The sequence below is a fragment of the Pseudomonas sp. NFR02 genome, assembly GCF_900119375.1.
In the GTDB taxonomy this organism is placed as follows: Bacteria; Pseudomonadota; Gammaproteobacteria; order Pseudomonadales; family Pseudomonadaceae; genus Aquipseudomonas; species Aquipseudomonas paracarnis.
Window position 1 is genome coordinate 301,579 of the sequence record NZ_FPJJ01000007.1, and the last position, 17,350, is coordinate 318,928.

Below are 17,350 nucleotides of genomic sequence, written 5' to 3' on the forward strand. Positions count from 1 at the left end.
AAATTAGACTAAATACGTCGTTTAGCGACCCACTTTGGTCGTACGGTCACAGCGGAGAACCAGATGTTCTCAAAAAACTATTGGATTGTTCCAGATAAATATAAAAATGGTACACGATTTGTCTGGGGGAGCTGGCTTGCCTGCGATGGACGTTGACGATCACGCGTCCCTTCTGGTTAAACGCGGCATGTCTATAATCGAGGATCAACCAACCGAGGGACTGCGCCATGGACCATCTTGTACTCACTATTATCGCCGCCGACAAACCCGGCCTGGTTGAACGCATCGCGCAGAACATTGCCAGTCATGGTGGTAACTGGCTGGAAAGCCGCATGGCGCACATGGCCGGGCAGTTTGCCGGGATCCTGCGGGTGAGCGTGCCGAGCGAGCAGCGCCAGGCATTGGTGGGGGCATTGGAGGATTTATCCACCCATGGCATTCGCGTGTTGGTGGGTGAGGGCAGCAGCGGCCAGGCATCGGCGTCCAAGCCGATCCTGATGACCCTGGTGGGCAATGACCGCTCGGGCATCGTGCGTGAGATCACCGCGCTGCTGAGCCAGCAGGGCGTCAACCTGGAACGCCTGAGCACCGATGTGCGCCCGGCGCCCATGAGCGGTGATCCGCTGTTCAACGCCGAGGCGTTGTTGCAAGTGCCGGCCACGCTATCGCTGGAAACCCTGCAAGAGGCTTTGGAAACCTTGGCCGATGACTTGATGGTGGAGTTGCGTCAGGAGGAATAACGATCCACAAGGTTATGCAGGGAAATCTTGCATGGGCCTGTGGATAACCTGTAGAGACCCGACGCCAGGCCACGTCCGCCGGCCTTCTGCGCAAGTTGAGCAAAAAACGAGCAGTTTCAAGGGCTTGTGCACAAATGGCGGGGATCAGGTTGTGGATAACCTTGGGGTCGAACGCTACAAGCCACGAAAGCCGTGGCTTGCAGAGGTTTGTACGTTATTTGATCAGCGTTTACGCACGGTCAGCCAGGCATCCAGGCTGTACACCACCAACCCGGCCCAGATAAAGGCGAAGGCGATCAGCGTGCTCGGCGCCAGGTGTTCACCGAACAACAGCACGGCTTCGAGCAACACCAGCGTCGGCGCCACATACTGCAAAAAGCCCAGGGCGGTGTAGGGCAAATGCCGTGCAGCGGCGTTGAAGCACACCAGGGGAATCAGCGTCACCGGGCCTGCGGCCACCAGCCACCAGGCCTCTGAGGTGCTCCAGAATGCCAGTTGCGCGCTGTGGGCGGTCGGGTTGAACAACAACCAGGCGACGGCAATGGGTACCAGCATCCACGTTTCCACCACCAGCCCTGGCAGCGCCTTGACCGGCGCCTGCTTGCGGATCAAACCGTAGAAGCCGAACGTCAGCGCCAGCGCCAGCGACACCCACGGCAGGCTACCGACTTGCCACACCTGCTGCGCCACACCTATCGCTGCCAACCCCACCGCTACCCATTGCAAACGGCGCAAGCGCTCGCCGAGGATCAGCATGCCCAGCAGCACATTCACCAGCGGGTTGATGTAGTAACCCAGGCTCGCTTCAAGCATGCGCCCGGTGTTCACCGACCACACATAGGTCAGCCAGTTAGCGGCGATCAACGAACCGCTGAGGGCCAGGATCGCCAGGCGCTTGGGGTTGTCGCGCAGTTCGCGAAACCAGCCGGGATGTTTCCACACCATCAGCAACAGCCCACCGAACAGTGCCGACCACAATACGCGGTGAACAATGATCTCGGCGGCGGGCACGCTGGCGATGGCTTTGAAGTAGAGCGGGAATAGACCCCAGATGACATAGGCGCTCAGGCCCAGGATGTACCCCTTGCGGGGGTTGGCGGCTTGCATTGCAGAATCCTTGCTCAGGCAGCTAACAAAGCGCAATTGTAAGGATATTTGTCAGACAACGCTCGTTCCCACGCTCTGCGTGGTAACGCCGCCTTGGACGCTCTGCGTCTGCTCTTAAATCGTGACGCGGAGCGTCACAGGATGCGCGCCCACGCAGAGCGTGGGGGCGAGCATGGACAGCCAGCTCCCACAGGAGGCAGGGCCAGGTCAGAAGAGCTTCAGCGGTTCTTCATTGAGCGCCGACAGTTGCTCGCGCAACGCCAGCACCTGGTCACCCCAATACCGTTCGCTGCCAAACCACGGAAAGCTATGGGGAAACGCCGGGTCGTCCCAGCGTCGTGCGAGCCAGGCACTGTAGTGCATCAAGCGCAGGGCGCGCAGCGGCTCGATCAGCGCCAGTTCGCGCGGGTCGAAGTCGTGGAATTCCTGATAGCCGTCCATCAGCTCCGAGAGCTGGCCGAGGCATTCCTGGCGGTCACCAGCCAGCATCATCCACAGGTCTTGCACCGCTGGGCCCATGCGGCAGTCATCCAGGTCGACGATATGGAACATCTCGTCGCGGCACATCATGTTGCCGGGGTGGCAGTCACCGTGCATACGGATGTTCTTGTGCGGCGTGGCCTTGTAAACCTCTTCCACACGCTTGAGCAAGTCGCGGGCCACGGACTCGTAGGCCGGCAACAGGCTTTTGGGAATGAAGTTGCCTTCAAGCAAGGTGGTGAGGGAGTCGTGACCGAAATTCTTCACCCCCAGGGCTTCGCGGTGTTCGAACGGGCGGGTGGAGCCCACCGCGTGCAAACGCCCCAGCAGTTGCCCGAGCCGGTAAAGCTGATCGAGGTTGCCCGGCTCCGGCGCGCGGCCGCCACGGCGGGGGAACAGGGTGAAGCGGAAACCTGCATGTTCGAACAGGCTCTCGCCGTTGTGGACCAAGGGGGCGACCACCGGTACATCGCACTCGGCCAGTTCGAAGGTGAAGCGGTGTTCTTCCAGGATCGCCTCGTTGGTCCAGCGCTGGGGGCGATAGAACTTGGCGATCAGCGGTTCGGCGTCTTCGATGCCCACTTGGTACACGCGGTTTTCGTAGCTGTTGAGCGCCAGAACCCGCGCGTCGCTGAGGAAACCGATGCTTTCGACGGCGTCGAGCACCAGGTCTGGGGTGAGTGTTTCAAACGGGTGGGCCATGCGAACTCCTGCGCGCAGCAGGGCGCCGCGTCCGGCCGGGTATGGTAACAGCATAGATAGCCGGTGGCTGTGCGGACGCCTTCGCAGGCAAGCCAGCTCCCACACTGGCATGTATTTACACATCGAAATGTGGGTGCTGGCTTGCCTGCGATAGCGGTCTATCAGGCGCCTACAATCCCGCCATCATCCCGCCGAATCGCCATCACCGAAGACCGGGGTTTGCCATTGGGCAGGTGTTCCGGCCAGGTCGAACCACCGGTTTCCCCTGGGTGCTGAATGCCCACGAACAAGGTTTTCTGGTCCGGCGAAAAGCTGATCCCCGTCACTTCACACGCCACCGGCCCCACCATGAAGCGACGGATTTCACCCGTGCTCGGGTCGGCGCACAGCATCTGGTTATTGCCCATGCCCGCAAAGTCGCCGGCGTTGCTGTAGTCGCCATCGGTCAGGATCCACAGGCGCCCGGCTTTGTCGAAGCCCAGGCCGTCGGGGCTGTTGAACATGTTTTGCGGGTTGATGTTGGACGAGCCGCCCTTGGGGTTACCGGCATGCACGCCGGGGTTGCCGGCCACCACGAACAGGTCCCAGGTGAAGTCCGTGGCACCGTGGTTATCGGCGTCGGCTTTCCAGCGCAGGATCTGGCCGTAGACGTTTTTCTCCCGTGGGTTGGGGCCGCCCGCCGGCTGGCCCTCTTCGCCGCGCTTGGCGTTGTTGGTCAGGGTGCAATAGACCTGGCCATCGGTAGGGCTGACCACGATCCATTCCGGGCGGTCCATGCGTGTGGCTTTCACCACGCTGGCGGCCAGGCGCGTATGAATCAGCACCTCGGCCTGGTTAGCGAAACCGCTGCTGGCGTCAATGCCGTTTTTGCCATGGGTGAGTTCGACCCACTGGCCTTTGCCCTTGGGATGGTCGGCGTTGCCGTCGCCCGCGTCGAAGATCGCCACGTACAAGGTGCCGTGGTCGAGCAGGTCTTTGTTGGCCTTCGGGTTGTTGTGGTTGATCTGATCGCGGCTGATGAACTTGTAGATGAATTCACCGCGTTCATCGTCGCCCATGTACACCACGGCGCGGCCGTCACGGGTTTCGGCGAGGGCCGCGTTCTCGTGCTTGAAGCGGCCCAAGGCCGTGCGTTTTACCGGGGTGGATTGCGGATCGAACGGGTCGATTTCCACCACCCAACCATGGCGATTGAGTTCGTTGGGGTTCTTGGCCATATCAAAGCGCGGGTCGTGCTGATGCCAGTTAATGTCCTTGCTGGCGGCCACCACGCCGTAGCGCTTCTGCCCTGCGTCGAAGGTTTGCTGCGGGTTGCTGCTGCCGAAGCAGTCGGTGAAGTTTTCTTCGCAGGTCAGGTAGGTGCCCCACGGGGTCCTGCCGTTGGCGCAGTTCTGGAACGTGCCGAGGACTTTTTTGCCGGTCTTGTCGGCGGTGGTTTTCAGCCAGTCATGGCCGGCGGCAGGGCCACTCAAACGGATCGGTGAATTGCCGTGGATGCGCCGGTTGTAGCGTGAATCCTGGACGAATTGCCAGGTGTCGCCTTTGCGGCGTACTTCGATCACCGACACGCCTTCGCTGGCCAGCGCCTTGCGCACGTCTTCGGCCGATTGTGGCGCGCCGCCGTGGGCGTAGAGGTAGCGATAGTTGGTGTATTCGTTGTTGATCGCCATCAGCGCGCGGTTGTCGTCACCGGGGAATGGAAACAGGCTCATGCCGTCGTTGTTGTCGCCGAACTGTTGTTCCTGAGCCTTGGCGGTGCCATGGCCGGACGGGTCGAAAGCCGGGGCGTTCTTGTACAGGGGCTGGCCCCAACTGATCAACACCGAAGCACTGTAGCCCGGTGGCAGGGTGATGGTGTCGCTGGTGGCGGCGGCGATGCTGGTGAACCCCAGCAACGGGCTGGCGGTAGCGGCATTCACGGCCAGGGCGCTGCGGCTCAGCAGGTTGCCGCCGAGGAACATCGCGGCGCCGCACAGGGCGCCTGCGCCGATAAAGCGACGGCGGGTCAGGCCCACCATCTGTTCAAGGTCGGTGGCTTGGTTTTCTTCTAATAGGCTCATCACAGGCTCCTTAAGGTTTTTGCAGACACCTTAAGCAGCGCTTGTGACCGAATTGTTGCAGCTTGAAGACGCGCGCCCGTTACACCGGGGTGCCAAGCAATACATGGCTGGGTGCAAACTGCACGCGGATCGGCTGGCCCTGCGCTGCATCAATGGCCTTGAGTGCGACGGGCTGCGCCAGCGCGCACAACACTTGGCCGTTGGGCAGGGCGATACGCACCTCGCTGGGGCCGTCTTCGGCGGCGAGAATGGTCTCGATCACCCCGCTCAGGCAATTGTGTCCAAGTGTTTCGGTTTGCCCGTCCGCCAGTAATTCAAGCCATCCGGCCTTGATCAGGGCCACTACTTCCACGCCGGTCTGCAGTTCCAGGCGCAGGGTGCTGTCGTGGGTGATCTGTGCGTCGAGGTGCAGGCCGCCGGCCAATTGCAGGCGGATCATGTCGTTGTGGCCATGGCTCTCTATGGTACTGACCTGGCCGTGCAATTGGTTGCGCGCGCTGGTGCGCAGCATCAAGCGGCCCAGCAGGTTGAAGTCGCTGGCCGCTTCGTCCGAGCCAAGGATCTCGGCCTGAAGCAGTTGCAGGCGCTGATAAAGGCGCAGGACCCGTTCCCCTTCCTGCGTCAGTTTGGCGCCGCCACCGCCCTTGCCACCGACGCTGCGTTGCACCAGCGGTTTTTGCGCCAGGTTGTTCAGCTCATCAATGGCGTCCCAGGCGGCCTTGTAACTCAACCCGGCACTCTTGGCCGCACGGGTGATGGAGCCCTGCTCGGCGATATGCCCCAGCAAGGCAATACGCTGGGGGCGGCGGATGATGTGTTGGCTGAGAGGGCTGGGCACAGACATGGCAGATACGCTTGGGTGAGATGTGCCGACGTTGCCGCGCTGGCGCAGGGGAGTCAAGTCAGCTGCCGGGTTTGGGCGTACGGGCCAGGCAATACACGTCCACCTGGCGCGCGCCGGCGTTTATCAACAAGCGCGCCAGGCTGTGGGCGGTGGCGCCGGTGGTGAGGACGTCGTCTACCAGCGCCACATGTTGCCCGGCAACTCCGATGCCGGGGGCCAGTGCGAAGGCGTTGAGCAGGTTGCGTTTGCGGGTCTTGGCATCGAGGTCTTGCTGCGCCACGGTTTCATGGGGGCGCAACAGCGCATGCTCATCAAAGGGAATGTCGAGGGCGTGACTGAGCCAGCGGGCCAGCATCAACGCTTGATTAAAGCCGCGTTCGCGCAGGCGTTTACGCGCCATGGGCACGGGCAGCAGGCAGTCGGGGCGCTCCAGTTCGGCGTTATCGAAGCGATGCTGCAAGTGCTGTCCCAGCAGACGCGCCAGCAAGTGCCCCAGCGGCCAACGCGCCTGATGCTTGAAGCGGCTGATCAGGGTGTCCACGGGAAAACTGTAGGTCCATGGCGCGACCACCTGATGAAAGGCCGGGGGCTGTTTTTGGCACTGGCCGCAGAGCAGTCCGTCCATGGGTAAAGGCAGTGCGCAGCGTTCGCACTGTTCCATCAGCCATGGCAATTCTGTTTCGCAGGCGCTGCACAGGGACTCGTCTGATTCGATGCGCTCATCGCAGATCAAACAAGGCTGTATGCTTTTTAACCAGATGTAAACTTGGTGTTTGTGCTCAGGTTGACAGTGCATGAATCTTCCTTAAATATGCCGAGCATCCGTGTCGTGCCTGTGGGTATTGCCTTTCCCGCAGCGCTTGCCAAAGCATAATCAAGGAATCGCCCATGAGCGCCAGCACCTCTGCCACCCTGCGTCACGATTGGTCTTTGGCCGAAGTCAAAGCCCTGTTCGTGCAGCCCTTCAACGACCTGTTGTTCCAGGCGCAGACCGTGCACCGCGCGCATTTCGACGCCAACCGCGTGCAGGTCTCGACCCTGCTGTCGATCAAGACCGGCGCCTGCCCGGAAGATTGCAAATATTGTCCGCAGTCGGGCCACTACAACACTGGCCTGGAAAAAGAGAAGCTGATGGAGGTGCAGAAGGTCCTCGAGGAGGCCGCTCGTGCCAAGGCCATCGGTTCGACGCGTTTCTGCATGGGCGCGGCATGGAAACATCCGTCGGCCAAAGACATGCCCTATGTGCTGGAAATGGTCAAAGGCGTGAAGGCCATGGGCCTGGAAACCTGCATGACTCTCGGTCGCCTTGACCAGGACCAGACCGAAGCCCTGGCCCAGGCCGGCCTTGACTACTACAACCACAACCTCGACACCTCGCCGGAATTCTACGGCTCGATCATCACCACCCGCACCTACAGCGAGCGCCTGCAAACCCTGGCCTATGTGCGTGATTCGGGGATGAAGATCTGCTCGGGCGGTATCCTCGGAATGGGCGAGTCCCTCGACGACCGTGCCAACTTGCTGATCCAACTGGCCAACCTGCCGGAGCATCCGGAGTCGGTGCCGATCAACATGCTGGTGAAGGTAGCGGGCACGCCGTTGGAAAACGCCGATGACATCGACCCCTTCGATTTCATCCGTATGCTGGCGGTGGCGCGCATTCTGATGCCGCAGTCCCACGTGCGCCTGTCGGCCGGCCGCGAAGCCATGAACGAGCAGATGCAGGCCCTGGCGTTTTTTGCCGGCGCCAACTCGATCTTCTACGGCGACAAACTGCTGACCACCGCCAACCCCCAGGCTGACAAGGACATGCAATTGTTCGCACGCCTGGGCATCCTGCCCGAAGCCGGTGAAGAGCATGCCGATGAAGTGCACCAGGCGGCGATCGAGCAGGCGTTGGTGGAGCAAAAGAGCAGCGAGCAGTTCTACAACGCTGTGGTGTAACCACCTTTGGAATGCATTCCAGCTCCTCCAGTGGATTGAGTTGAACCTGTTAAATCGAGGCCAGCATGTCTTTCGATCTCGCCGCGCGCCTCGCTGTTCGCCGTGCCGACCATCTTTACCGCCAGCGCCCCTTGCTGCAGAGCCCCCAAGGCCCGCATGTGGTGGTGGACGGGCAACCGTTGTTGGCCTTCTGCAATAACGATTACCTGGGCCTTGCCAATCACCCGCAAGTGATCGAAGCCTGGCGCGCCGGTGCGTCCCGCTGGGGCGTGGGCGGTGGCGCTTCGCATTTGGTGGTGGGCCACGCCACACCGCACCATGAGCTGGAAGAAGCTCTGGCTGACTTGACCGGTCGCCCGCGTGCCTTGCTGTTCACCACCGGCTACATGGCCAACCTCGGCGCGGTCACGGCGCTGGTGGGGCAGGGCGATACGGTATTGGAAGACCGGCTTAACCACGCGTCCTTGCTGGATGCTGGTTTGCTGTCCGGTGCGCGTTTCAACCGCTACCTGCATAACGACGCAGGCAGCCTGGCCAAGCGCCTGGAGAAAGCCACCGGCAATACCTTGGTGGTCACCGACGGTGTGTTCAGCATGGATGGCGACCTCGCCGACCTGCCCGCGCTGGCCCGTGAAACCCGGGCCAAAGGGGCCTGGCTGATGGTGGATGACGCCCATGGCTTCGGCCCGCTGGGCGCCAATGGCGGCGGTATCGTCGAGCATTTCGGCTTGAGCCAGGACGACGTGCCCGTGCTGGTTGGCACCTTGGGCAAAGCGTTCGGCACCGCCGGGGCCTTCGTGGCCGGCAGTGAGGACTTGATCGAGAGCCTGATCCAATTCGCACGCCCGTATATCTACACCACCAGCCAACCCCCGGCACTGGCCTGCGCCACCCTCAAAAGCCTGGAATTGCTGCGCAGCGAACATTGGCGACGCGAGCACCTCAACGCGTTGATCCGCCAGTTCCGTCATGGCGCCGAGCAGATCGGCCTGGCGTTGATGGACAGCTTTACGCCGATCCAACCGATCCTGATTGGCGACAGCGCCCGGGCACTGCGCCTCTCGCAGATGCTGCGCGAGCGCGGCCTGATGGTGACTGCCATTCGCCCACCGACCGTGCCCGCCGGCAGTGCCCGTCTACGGGTGACATTGACGGCGGCCCACAGCGAAGCGCAGGTGCAGCTATTGTTAGACGGGTTGCAAGCGTGTTTTCGCTTGTTAGACGCCTCGGAGCCCGGCTATGCGTAATCGACTGATCCTGCTACCGGGCTGGGGCCTGGGTGTGTCACCGCTGGAACCGTTGGCCGCTGCGCTGCACGGCCTGAACGAGCATTTACAGGTACAGATCGAACCCTTGCCGGCGCTGCAGGCCAGCGAACTCGGTGAATGGCTCGATGAGCTCGATGCGACGCTGCCGGACAATGCCTGGCTCGGGGGCTGGTCGCTGGGCGGCATGCTCGCGTCCGAGTTGGCGGCACGCCGTGGCGAGCGGTGCTGTGGCTTGCTGACCCTGGCGAGCAACCCGTGTTTCGTCGCCCATGACGGCTGGCCCCATGGGATGCCTACGGAAACCTTCGACGCATTTCTGGCCGGCTGCCATGCCGATTCCCAGGTCACGCTCAAGCGCTTTGGGCTGTTGTGCGCCAAGGGTGCCGAAGACCCGCGCGGCTTGTCGCGGTTGTTGGTCAGCGGTGCGCCGAATACCTCCCCCAGCGTCTTGATGCCCGGCCTGGAGCTGTTGGCCCAACTGGATACGCGGGCGGCCTTGCAGGCCTTTCGTGGGCCGCAGTTGCACCTGTTTGCCGGCCTGGACGGGCTGGTGCCTGCCGAAGCCGCCAGTGACCTGCTGGCCTTGCTCCCCGATGTAGAAATCGGCCTGATTGAACAGGCCGGTCACGCGTTTCTTCTGGAAGACCCTCACGGAGTAGCCGGGGCCATCCAGGCTTTTTTGCATGAGTGTGTCGATGACTGACCTATCCCACCCGCCCTTGCCTGGGGGCTTGCCGGACAAGCGCCAGGTCGCGGCCTCGTTCTCCCGTGCGGCGGCCAGTTACGACAGCGTGGCCGAGTTGCAGCGTGCGGTCGGGCATGAACTGCTCAGCCGCTTGCCGCACGGCCTGGTGCCCCAGCGTTGGCTGGACATGGGCTGTGGCACGGGTTACTTCAGCCGCGTATTGGGCGAGCGTTTGCCCGGTAGCCAAGGTGTGGCGCTGGACATTGCCGAGGGCATGCTCAACCACGCGCGTCCGCTGGGCGGCGCCGCGCACTTTATAGCCGGTGATGCAGAACGCTTGCCGCTTGCAGCTGACAGCGTTGAGTTGCTCTTCTCCAGCCTCGCGGTACAGTGGTGTGCCCATTTTGATGCGGTGCTCAGCGAAGCCCGGCGCGTGCTGCGACCAGGTGGCGTGCTGGCCTTTGCCAGCCTGTGCGTAGGCACCCTGGATGAGTTGCGCGAGAGTTGGCGGGCGGCGGATGGCCTGGTCCACGTCAATCGCTTCCGCACCTTCGAGGCTTATCAGCAACTGTGTGCGGCCAGTGGTTTGCGCGTGATCAGCCTGGAGCGAAAGCCCCATGTGTTGCATTACCCGGATGTGCGCAGCCTGACCCATGAACTCAAGGCACTGGGCGCCCATAACCTCAACCCAGGCCGCCCGGGAGGGTTGACGGGCCGTGCGCGGATTGTCGCGCTGGTAGAGGCCTACGAGCAGTTCCGCCAGGCCCAGGGCCTGCCCGCCACGTACCAGGTGGTGTATGCCGTACTGGAGAAACCGTTATGAGCGCCGCTTACTTCATCACCGGTACAGACACCGATGTTGGCAAGACCACCATCGCCGCCGGCCTGTTGCATGCGGCCAGGCTTTGCGGCAAAAGCACGGCCGCCGGAAAGCCGGTGGCGTCGGGCTGCCAACTGACGGCCCAGGGCCTGCGCAATGCCGATGCGTTGGCGTTGCTGGCCGAGTGTTCCGTGCCGCTCAGTTATGCCGAGGTCAACCCGGTGGCCTTCGAGCCAGCTATCGCGCCGCATCTGGCAGCGCGCGAGGCGGGCGTCGGGCTCACGGTGCAATCGCTGCTCAAGCCGATGCAGCAGATCCTGGCACGGGGCGCGGACTTCACCTTGATCGAAGGGGCAGGCGGTTGGCGCGTGCCCTTGGCCGACCAGGCCAACCTGTCGGACCTGGCCATGGCGCTCAAGCTGCCGGTGATCTTGGTGGTAGGCGTGCGCCTTGGGTGCATCAGCCACGCGTTGCTCACCGCCGAAGCCATCGCACGGGATGGCTTGCCGCTGGCGGGCTGGGTGGCAAATATCATCGACCCCAAGACCTCTCGTCTGGAAGAAAACCTCGCCACCCTGGCTGAGCGCCTGCCCGCGCCTTGCCTGGGGCGAGTGCCTAAACTCAAGCATGCCGGGGCTGCCGCGGTGGCCGAGTACTTGGAGCTGGACCTGCTTGACTGATTTTGGCTATCGCTAAGGCAATATGCCATTAGTGTTTTTGACGGGCCTTTTGCCAGGATGTCTGGTTCAATCGGGCTTCACGATTCTCTAAAGGCAGGCTTACGCCATGGACATCTCTGGAAGCAGCGCGTTTTATTCGGGCCTGAGCACTATTCAGACCGGGCAGAACCGTGTCGACCAGGCGGCCGGCAAGATTGCCAGCGCCGGAACCACCCAGCCATCGGCCGCGCAAAGCGACCGTCTGCAAGCCAATGACCGCGCCCAAGCGTCCAATTCGGCGAGCAACATGGTGGAAATGGCCCAGGGCAAGTTTCAAGTCGAGCTGGGGGCGAAAGTCGCCAAGGCTTCGGACGAAATGCTCGGTACCTTGATCGATACCTACGCTTAACTTCTCTATCGCTTGCCCGCTCCTCTCTGTGGGAGCTGGCTTGCCTGCGATAGCATCAACGCATACTGCCTGATAGATACACCCTGGCGTCTGCATCGCAGGCAAGCCAGCTCCCACAGTCGTTCCGCGACATTCTGCTTTCCTTAAATCATGAGGCATCCCGCCGCAGGCCTCGCCGTGCCTGGCTGACCCGCGTCAAGACAAACGGCATCTGGCCGACGCTTGACAACCCTGGGTGGTAAACGTATGTTTCAAACACCTGTTTGACCGCCATAACAAATCCACGCGGTTGTTCATCCCAGTTACATCAGCAGAGGTTTATCGCTATGCCTGACTACAAGGCCCCCTTGCGTGATATTCGCTTCGTTCGTGACGAACTGCTCGGTTATGAAGCGCACTATCAGAGCCTGCCGGCTTGCCAGGACGCTACCCCGGACATGGTCGACGCCATCCTCGAAGAAGGCGCCAAGTTCTGTGAGCAAGTACTGGCACCGTTGAACCGCGTGGGCGACATCGAAGGGTGTACCTGGAGTGAGTCAGGCGTTAAGACCCCTGCGGGTTTCAAAGAGGCCTACAAACAATTCGTCGAAGGCGGCTGGCCAAGCCTGGCCCACGACGTGGAGCACGGTGGCCAAGGCCTGCCGGAATCCCTGGGCCTGGCTGTGAGTGAAATGGTCGGCGAAGCCAACTGGTCGTGGGGCATGTACCCTGGCCTGTCCCATGGCGCGATGAATACCATTTCCGAGCACGGCACTCCCGAGCAGCAAGACGCTTACCTGACCAAGCTGGTGTCGGGCGAATGGACCGGCACCATGTGCCTGACCGAGCCACACTGCGGCACCGACCTGGGCATGCTGCGCACCAAGGCCGAGCCTCAGGCTGACGGTTCCTACAAAGTCTCCGGTACCAAGATCTTCATCTCGGCCGGTGAACACGACATGGCCGACAACATCGTCCACATCGTACTGGCCCGCCTGCCGGATGCACCGGCTGGCACCAAAGGCATCTCGCTGTTTATCGTGCCCAAGTTCCTGCCCAACGCCGATGGCTCGGTGGGCGAGCGCAACGCGGTCACCTGTGGTTCCCTGGAACACAAGATGGGCATCCACGGCAACGCCACCTGCGTGATGAACTTCGACGCGGCCACCGGTTTCCTGATCGGCCCGGCGAACAAAGGCCTGAACTGCATGTTCACCTTTATGAACACCGCTCGGCTGGGCACCGCGCTGCAAGGCCTGGCTCACGCCGAGATCGGCTTCCAGGGCGGCTTGAAATATGCGCGTGATCGCCTGCAAATGCGCTCCCTGACCGGCCCGAAAGCGCCAGATAAAGCTGCTGACCCGATCATCGTGCACCCTGACGTACGCCGCATGCTGCTGACCATGAAAGCCTTCGCCGAAGGTAACCGTGCGATGGTGTACTTCACTGCCAAGCAAGTGGACATCGTCAAGTACGGTACCGACGACGAAGCCAAGAAACAGGCAGATGCCCTGCTGGCCTTCATGACCCCGATCGCCAAGGCATTCATGACCGAAGTCGGTTTTGAATCGGCCAACCACGGCGTGCAGATCTACGGTGGCCACGGCTTTATCGCTGAGTGGGGCATGGAGCAGAACGTTCGCGACAGCCGCATTTCTATGCTGTACGAAGGCACCACCGGCATCCAGGCGCTGGACCTGCTCGGCCGTAAAGTGCTGATGACCCAAGGCGAAGCGCTCAAGGGCTTCACCAAGATCGTGCACAAGTTCTGCCAGGCCAACGAAGGTAACGACGCGGTTAAAGAATTCGTTGCACCGCTGGCGGCACTGAATAAAGAGTGGGGCGAGTTGACCATGAAGGTCGGCATGGCCGCGATGAAAGACCGTGAAGAAGTCGGTGCTGCCTCGGTGGACTACCTGATGTACTCCGGCTACGCGTGCCTGGCGTACTTCTGGGCCGACATGGCACGCCTGGCCGCCGAGAAACTGGCCGCTGGCACCAGCGAAGAGGCGTTCTACACCGCCAAGTTGCAGACTGCGCGCTTCTACTTCCAGCGCATCCTGCCGCGTACCCGCACCCACGTGGCAACCATGCTGTCGGGCGCCAACAACCTGATGGACATGAAAGAAGAAGACTTCGGCCTGGCTTACTAAGCCTTACCGGGTTCTTCTGAAAACCGCCGCCTCCTTCGGGACGCGGCGGTTTTTTTGTACGTGTGTAGGCGCGAGTCTAAAAAACCACAGCAATGCACTCAGGGATTGCGATGAGCTGCCGTTACAGTGATGGCAATGTGATACATGTCCGGTCGGTTGTGCTTAACTGACCGCCTAGAAACACAGTGCCATTATTTGTTTGCGGGTCGGAGTTTTACCCTTGTCACGCGTGTCCGCTGTACGTTTCAGCCATTTCTTACCGTCGCTGCTGCTGTTGCTGGCCGGGCTCTCGGCTGCGTACGTCAAGGACCTCAGCGTCTTCTTCACCTCGCTGTTCAACGTACTGCCCACCCTGGTTCTGCTGCTCGGTGGCGCTTACTGCGCGGTGTATCGACGCCAACGTGAACTGTTCCTGATGGTCACGGTGTACGTCGCCTATTTCCTGCTGGACACCCAGACCGACTTCTACCGCGACAATGGCCGCGTGCGTGAAGACGCTGCGGTGGTGTTCCACCTGTGCTGCCTGCTATTGCCCTTGCTGTTCAGCATTTATGCGCTGTGGCAGGAAAAGACCCATCTGTTCCGCGACTTCGTCGCCCGCTGTGCGGTGCTGCTGGCGGTGGGCAGTGTGGCGCTGGCCCTGGAGCAAAGTTTTCCCCAGGCCTTGCTGGGCTGGTTGGCGGAGATCCGTTGGCCGATGCTGCATGGCGCCTGGATGAGCCTGATCCAACTCTCGTACCCAATGTTCCTGATCGGCTTTCTCACCCTGGCCGCTCAATACTGGTACCAGCCGCGCCCGCTGCACGCCGCACAACTGGTGGGGCTGCTGGGCATGTTCTGGATGTTGCCGCAAACTTTCATCCTGCCGTTCACCCTCAACATCATGTGCAGCCAAGTGATGCTGATGATCGCTGCGGGCGTGGCGCACGAGGCGTATCAAATGGCGTTCCGTGATGAACTCACCGGCTTGCCGGGGCGCCGTGCCCTCAACGAGCGCATGCAGCGGCTAGGTCGCAACTATGTGCTGGCGATGAGCGACGTCGATCACTTCAAGCGTTTCAATGACACCCACGGCCACGACGTGGGCGACCAGGTGCTGCGCCTGGTGGCGAGTAAGTTGTCCAAGGTCAATGGAGGCGGGCGGGCCTACCGTTACGGCGGTGAAGAGTTTGCCGTGGTGTTTGCCGGCAAGACTCTGGATGAGTGCATGCCGCACCTGGAGGAGATCCGCGAGATCATCGCCAGCTACGACATCAAGTTGCGCAACCCGGACCGCCCCCAGGACGATCATCAAGGCCGCCAGCGCCGTGCGGGCAGCGGCGCGTCCAGTGTGTCGGTGACGGTAAGCATCGGCGTGGCCGAGCGCCAGGCCGAGCAACGCAGCCCCGACGAGGTGCTCAAATCCGCCGACCAGGCGCTTTACACCGCCAAGGGCGCGGGGCGTAACTGTGTGGTCGCAGCCGGGCAAACCCGCCGTGGCGCGGTGCGCATGGAGAGCGCTGCCGGTTGAGTAATGGCGCTGTATTCAGCAGCGCTACAGTGATTGTCCACGGCCATGGCCGGCAGTAGGTTAACCCTATCTGCTGCCGGAGACATTGCCATGCCTGAGTACAAAGCTCCCCTGCGCGACATGCGCTTTCTGATCGACAACGTATTCGATTTCCACGGCCACTACGCGGCCCTGGGCGCCACGGATGCCAGCCCGGACATGGTCAGTGCGATCCTCGAAGAAGGCGCCAGGTTCTGCGAAAACGTACTCGCGCCGCTCAATCGCAGCGGCGATGAAGAGGGCTGCCATTTCGATAATGGCGTGGTGACCACGCCCAAAGGCTTCAAGCAAGCCTTTGCCCAGTATGTGGAAGGCGGCTGGCACGGCGTGGCGGCAGACCCAGCCTACGGTGGCCAGGGCCTGCCCCATTCCCTGGGCCTGGTGCTGAGCGAGATGATCGGTTCCAGCAACACCTCCTGGGGCATGTACCCTGGCCTGACCCACGGTGCGATGTCTGCCATCCACGCCCACGGCACCGACGAACAGAAAGCCACTTACCTGAGCAAACTCACCGCCGGCGAATGGACCGGTACCATGTGCCTGACCGAAGCCCACTGCGGCACCGACCTGGGCTTGATCAAGACCCGCGCCGTACCGCAGGCAGACGGCAGTTACGCGGTCACCGGCAGCAAGATCTTCATCTCGGCCGGCGAGCACGACATGAGCGCCAATATCATCCACCTGGTGCTGGCCAAACTGCCGGATGCGCCGGCGGGCACCAAGGGCATTTCGTTGTTTATCGTGCCCAAGTTCCATGCCGACTCCGGCGAGCGCAATGCGGTGCACTGCGGCTCCATCGAACACAAGATGGGCATCAAGGCCTCGGCCACCTGCGTGTTGAATTTCGATGGCGCCAAAGGCTATTTGATTGGCGAGGCGAACAAGGGCCTCAACTGCATGTTCACCATGATGAACCACGCACGCCTGGGCACCGGCATGCAGGGCCTGTGCAACGGCGAGGCGAGCTTCCAGGGCGCGATCAAATATGCCAACGACCGCCTGCAAATGCGTTCGCTCACCGGCGCCAAGGCTCCGCAGAAAGCTGCCGACCCGATCATCGTGCACGCCGATGTACGCCGCATGCTGCTGACCATGAAAGCATTCAACGAGGGCAACCGCGCGTTGACCTATTTCACCGCGCAACTGCTCGATACCGCGCACCTGGGCCGCGACGCTGGCCAACGCCAGGAAGCCGAGGACCTGTTAGCCTTCCTCACGCCGATCTGTAAAGCCTTCATGACCGAAACCGGCCTGGAGGTGACCAACCACGGCATGCAGGTATTCGGTGGCCATGGCTATATTCGAGAGTGGGGCATGGAGCAACTGGCCCGTGACGCACGGATTGCGCCGATCTATGAAGGCACCAACGGCATCCAGGCCCTCGACCTGCTTGGGCGCAAGGTCCTGGGCAGCCAGGGCAAGTTGCTGCGTGGGTTTACCAAGATTGTGCATAAGTTCTGCGCGGTCAATGCCGAGCATGCGCAACTCAAGGCCCATGTGGCGCAACTCAATGAACTGAACCAGCAATGGGGCGAACTGACCCTGAAGGTCGGCACGGCTGCGATGAAAAACCCTGACGAAGTGGGCGCGGCGGCGATGGATTACCTGATGTACAGCGGTTACATCATCCTTGCCTACCTGTGGCTGCGCATGGCGATCGCGGCGCACGCGCAGGATGACGAAGGGTTTGCCCAGGCGAAGCTTGCGACCTGCGACTTTTATTTCAAGCGCTTGTTGCCGCGTACGTCCATGCACCGTGCTGCGGTGGAGGCGGGGAGCGAATGCCTGATGAGCTTACCGGCGCAGGCCTTTGCACTTTAGAGGTCACTGATTGCTCGGGGTCAAAATGTGGGAGCGAGCAAGCCCGTTCCCACAATGGTTTGTATGTGACTTATAAATACTTAATGGTCACGAATGGACCCTATGTGTCTGAAAAGTTGTTCGGGTACAC

Annotated in this window: 15 protein-coding genes; 10 read left to right on the plus strand and 5 right to left on the minus strand. The window is 61.7% G+C overall.

The window, feature by feature from the left end; all coding sequences use genetic code 11:
* Nucleotides 1-227 precede the first annotated feature (227 nt).
* Entirely contained in the window at nt 228-740 is a 513-nt protein-coding gene (locus BT199_RS21305) for a glycine cleavage system transcriptional repressor (protein WP_003194815.1), read from the plus strand.
* 222 nt (nt 741-962) lie between these two features.
* Here BT199_RS21305 and rarD read toward each other — a convergent pair whose 3' ends face one another.
* The 5 genes from rarD to BT199_RS21330 form a co-directional block, all read right to left on the minus strand.
* Nucleotides 963-1,847, minus strand: coding sequence for an EamA family transporter RarD (rarD, locus tag BT199_RS21310; RefSeq protein WP_020302157.1), 885 nt, complete (start codon nt 1,845-1,847; stop codon nt 963-965).
* Nucleotides 1,848-2,054: 207 nt separating this feature from the next.
* A complete protein-coding gene (locus BT199_RS21315; protein WP_003194811.1) occupies nt 2,055-3,029 on the minus strand; it encodes a serine/threonine protein kinase in 975 nt (324 codons plus the stop codon).
* A gap of 161 nt (nt 3,030-3,190) precedes the next feature.
* On the minus strand, nt 3,191-5,089 hold the full coding sequence (locus tag BT199_RS21320) for a PhoX family protein (RefSeq protein ID WP_072435421.1): 1,899 nt from the start codon (nt 5,087-5,089) through the stop codon (nt 3,191-3,193).
* A 79-nt stretch (nt 5,090-5,168) separates the two neighbouring features.
* The gene (locus BT199_RS21325) at nt 5,169-5,933 is read right to left on the minus strand and encodes a TOBE domain-containing protein (protein ID WP_072435422.1); all 765 of its coding nucleotides are present in this window, start codon (nt 5,931-5,933) and stop codon (nt 5,169-5,171) included.
* 58 nt (nt 5,934-5,991) lie between these two features.
* Nucleotides 5,992-6,729 carry a ComF family protein gene (locus BT199_RS21330; RefSeq protein WP_072435423.1) on the minus strand — a complete coding sequence of 246 codons (738 nt, stop codon included), beginning with the start codon at nt 6,727-6,729 and terminating at the stop codon, nt 5,992-5,994.
* Between the two features lie 92 nt (nt 6,730-6,821).
* Here BT199_RS21330 and bioB point away from each other — a divergent pair, with 92 nt between their 5' ends.
* From bioB to BT199_RS21375, 9 genes are all read left to right on the plus strand, one after another.
* Nucleotides 6,822-7,877 carry a biotin synthase BioB gene (gene bioB, locus BT199_RS21335; RefSeq protein WP_003194802.1) on the plus strand — a complete coding sequence of 352 codons (1,056 nt, stop codon included), beginning with the start codon at nt 6,822-6,824 and terminating at the stop codon, nt 7,875-7,877.
* 65 nt (nt 7,878-7,942) lie between these two features.
* Nucleotides 7,943-9,124 (plus strand): 8-amino-7-oxononanoate synthase, encoded by a 1,182-nt coding sequence (gene bioF / locus BT199_RS21340; protein WP_072435424.1) that lies wholly within the window; start codon nt 7,943-7,945, stop codon nt 9,122-9,124.
* A complete protein-coding gene (locus tag BT199_RS21345) occupies nt 9,117-9,848 on the plus strand; it encodes an alpha/beta fold hydrolase (RefSeq protein ID WP_054896778.1) in 732 nt (243 codons plus the stop codon). The genes bioF and BT199_RS21345 overlap by 8 nt, the downstream gene beginning before the upstream one ends.
* Entirely contained in the window at nt 9,841-10,653 is an 813-nt protein-coding gene (gene bioC, locus BT199_RS21350; RefSeq protein ID WP_072435425.1) for a malonyl-ACP O-methyltransferase BioC, read from the plus strand. The genes BT199_RS21345 and bioC overlap by 8 nt, the downstream gene beginning before the upstream one ends.
* On the plus strand, nt 10,650-11,330 hold the full coding sequence (bioD, locus tag BT199_RS21355; RefSeq protein WP_014720205.1) for a dethiobiotin synthase: 681 nt from the start codon (nt 10,650-10,652) through the stop codon (nt 11,328-11,330). Before bioC ends, bioD begins: the two co-directional genes overlap by 4 nt.
* Nucleotides 11,331-11,436: 106 nt before the next feature.
* Entirely contained in the window at nt 11,437-11,718 is a 282-nt protein-coding gene (locus BT199_RS21360; protein ID WP_003194792.1) for a hypothetical protein, read from the plus strand.
* A 326-nt stretch (nt 11,719-12,044) separates the two neighbouring features.
* Nucleotides 12,045-13,850 (plus strand): phenylacyl-CoA dehydrogenase, encoded by a 1,806-nt coding sequence (locus BT199_RS21365; protein ID WP_014720204.1) that lies wholly within the window; start codon nt 12,045-12,047, stop codon nt 13,848-13,850.
* A gap of 220 nt (nt 13,851-14,070) precedes the next feature.
* Complete coding sequence (locus BT199_RS21370; RefSeq protein ID WP_014720203.1) at nt 14,071-15,360, plus strand: GGDEF domain-containing protein; 1,290 nt, start codon at nt 14,071-14,073, stop codon at nt 15,358-15,360.
* Nucleotides 15,361-15,450: 90 nt separating this feature from the next.
* Entirely contained in the window at nt 15,451-17,220 is a 1,770-nt protein-coding gene (locus tag BT199_RS21375) for an acyl-CoA dehydrogenase C-terminal domain-containing protein (RefSeq protein WP_072435426.1), read from the plus strand.
* The last annotated feature ends 130 nt before the right edge of the window (nt 17,221-17,350 follow it).

Coding starts and splice junctions, on each gene's coding strand:
- bioD (WP_014720205.1), top strand. CDS start 10,650: ATGAGCGCCGCTTACTTCATCACCGGTACAGACACCGATGTTGGCAAG.
- bioF (WP_072435424.1), top strand. CDS start 7,943: ATGTCTTTCGATCTCGCCGCGCGCCTCGCTGTTCGCCGTGCCGACCAT.
- bioC (WP_072435425.1), top strand. CDS start 9,841: ATGACTGACCTATCCCACCCGCCCTTGCCTGGGGGCTTGCCGGACAAG.
- BT199_RS21330 (WP_072435423.1), bottom strand. CDS start 6,729: ATGCACTGTCAACCTGAGCACAAACACCAAGTTTACATCTGGTTAAAA.
- BT199_RS21320 (WP_072435421.1), bottom strand. CDS start 5,089: ATGAGCCTATTAGAAGAAAACCAAGCCACCGACCTTGAACAGATGGTG.
- rarD (WP_020302157.1), bottom strand. CDS start 1,847: ATGCAAGCCGCCAACCCCCGCAAGGGGTACATCCTGGGCCTGAGCGCC.
- BT199_RS21360 (WP_003194792.1), top strand. CDS start 11,437: ATGGACATCTCTGGAAGCAGCGCGTTTTATTCGGGCCTGAGCACTATT.
- BT199_RS21375 (WP_072435426.1), top strand. CDS start 15,451: ATGCCTGAGTACAAAGCTCCCCTGCGCGACATGCGCTTTCTGATCGAC.
- BT199_RS21345 (WP_054896778.1), top strand. CDS start 9,117: ATGCGTAATCGACTGATCCTGCTACCGGGCTGGGGCCTGGGTGTGTCA.
- bioB (WP_003194802.1), top strand. CDS start 6,822: ATGAGCGCCAGCACCTCTGCCACCCTGCGTCACGATTGGTCTTTGGCC.
- BT199_RS21365 (WP_014720204.1), top strand. CDS start 12,045: ATGCCTGACTACAAGGCCCCCTTGCGTGATATTCGCTTCGTTCGTGAC.
- BT199_RS21315 (WP_003194811.1), bottom strand. CDS start 3,029: ATGGCCCACCCGTTTGAAACACTCACCCCAGACCTGGTGCTCGACGCC.
- BT199_RS21325 (WP_072435422.1), bottom strand. CDS start 5,933: ATGTCTGTGCCCAGCCCTCTCAGCCAACACATCATCCGCCGCCCCCAG.
- BT199_RS21305 (WP_003194815.1), top strand. CDS start 228: ATGGACCATCTTGTACTCACTATTATCGCCGCCGACAAACCCGGCCTG.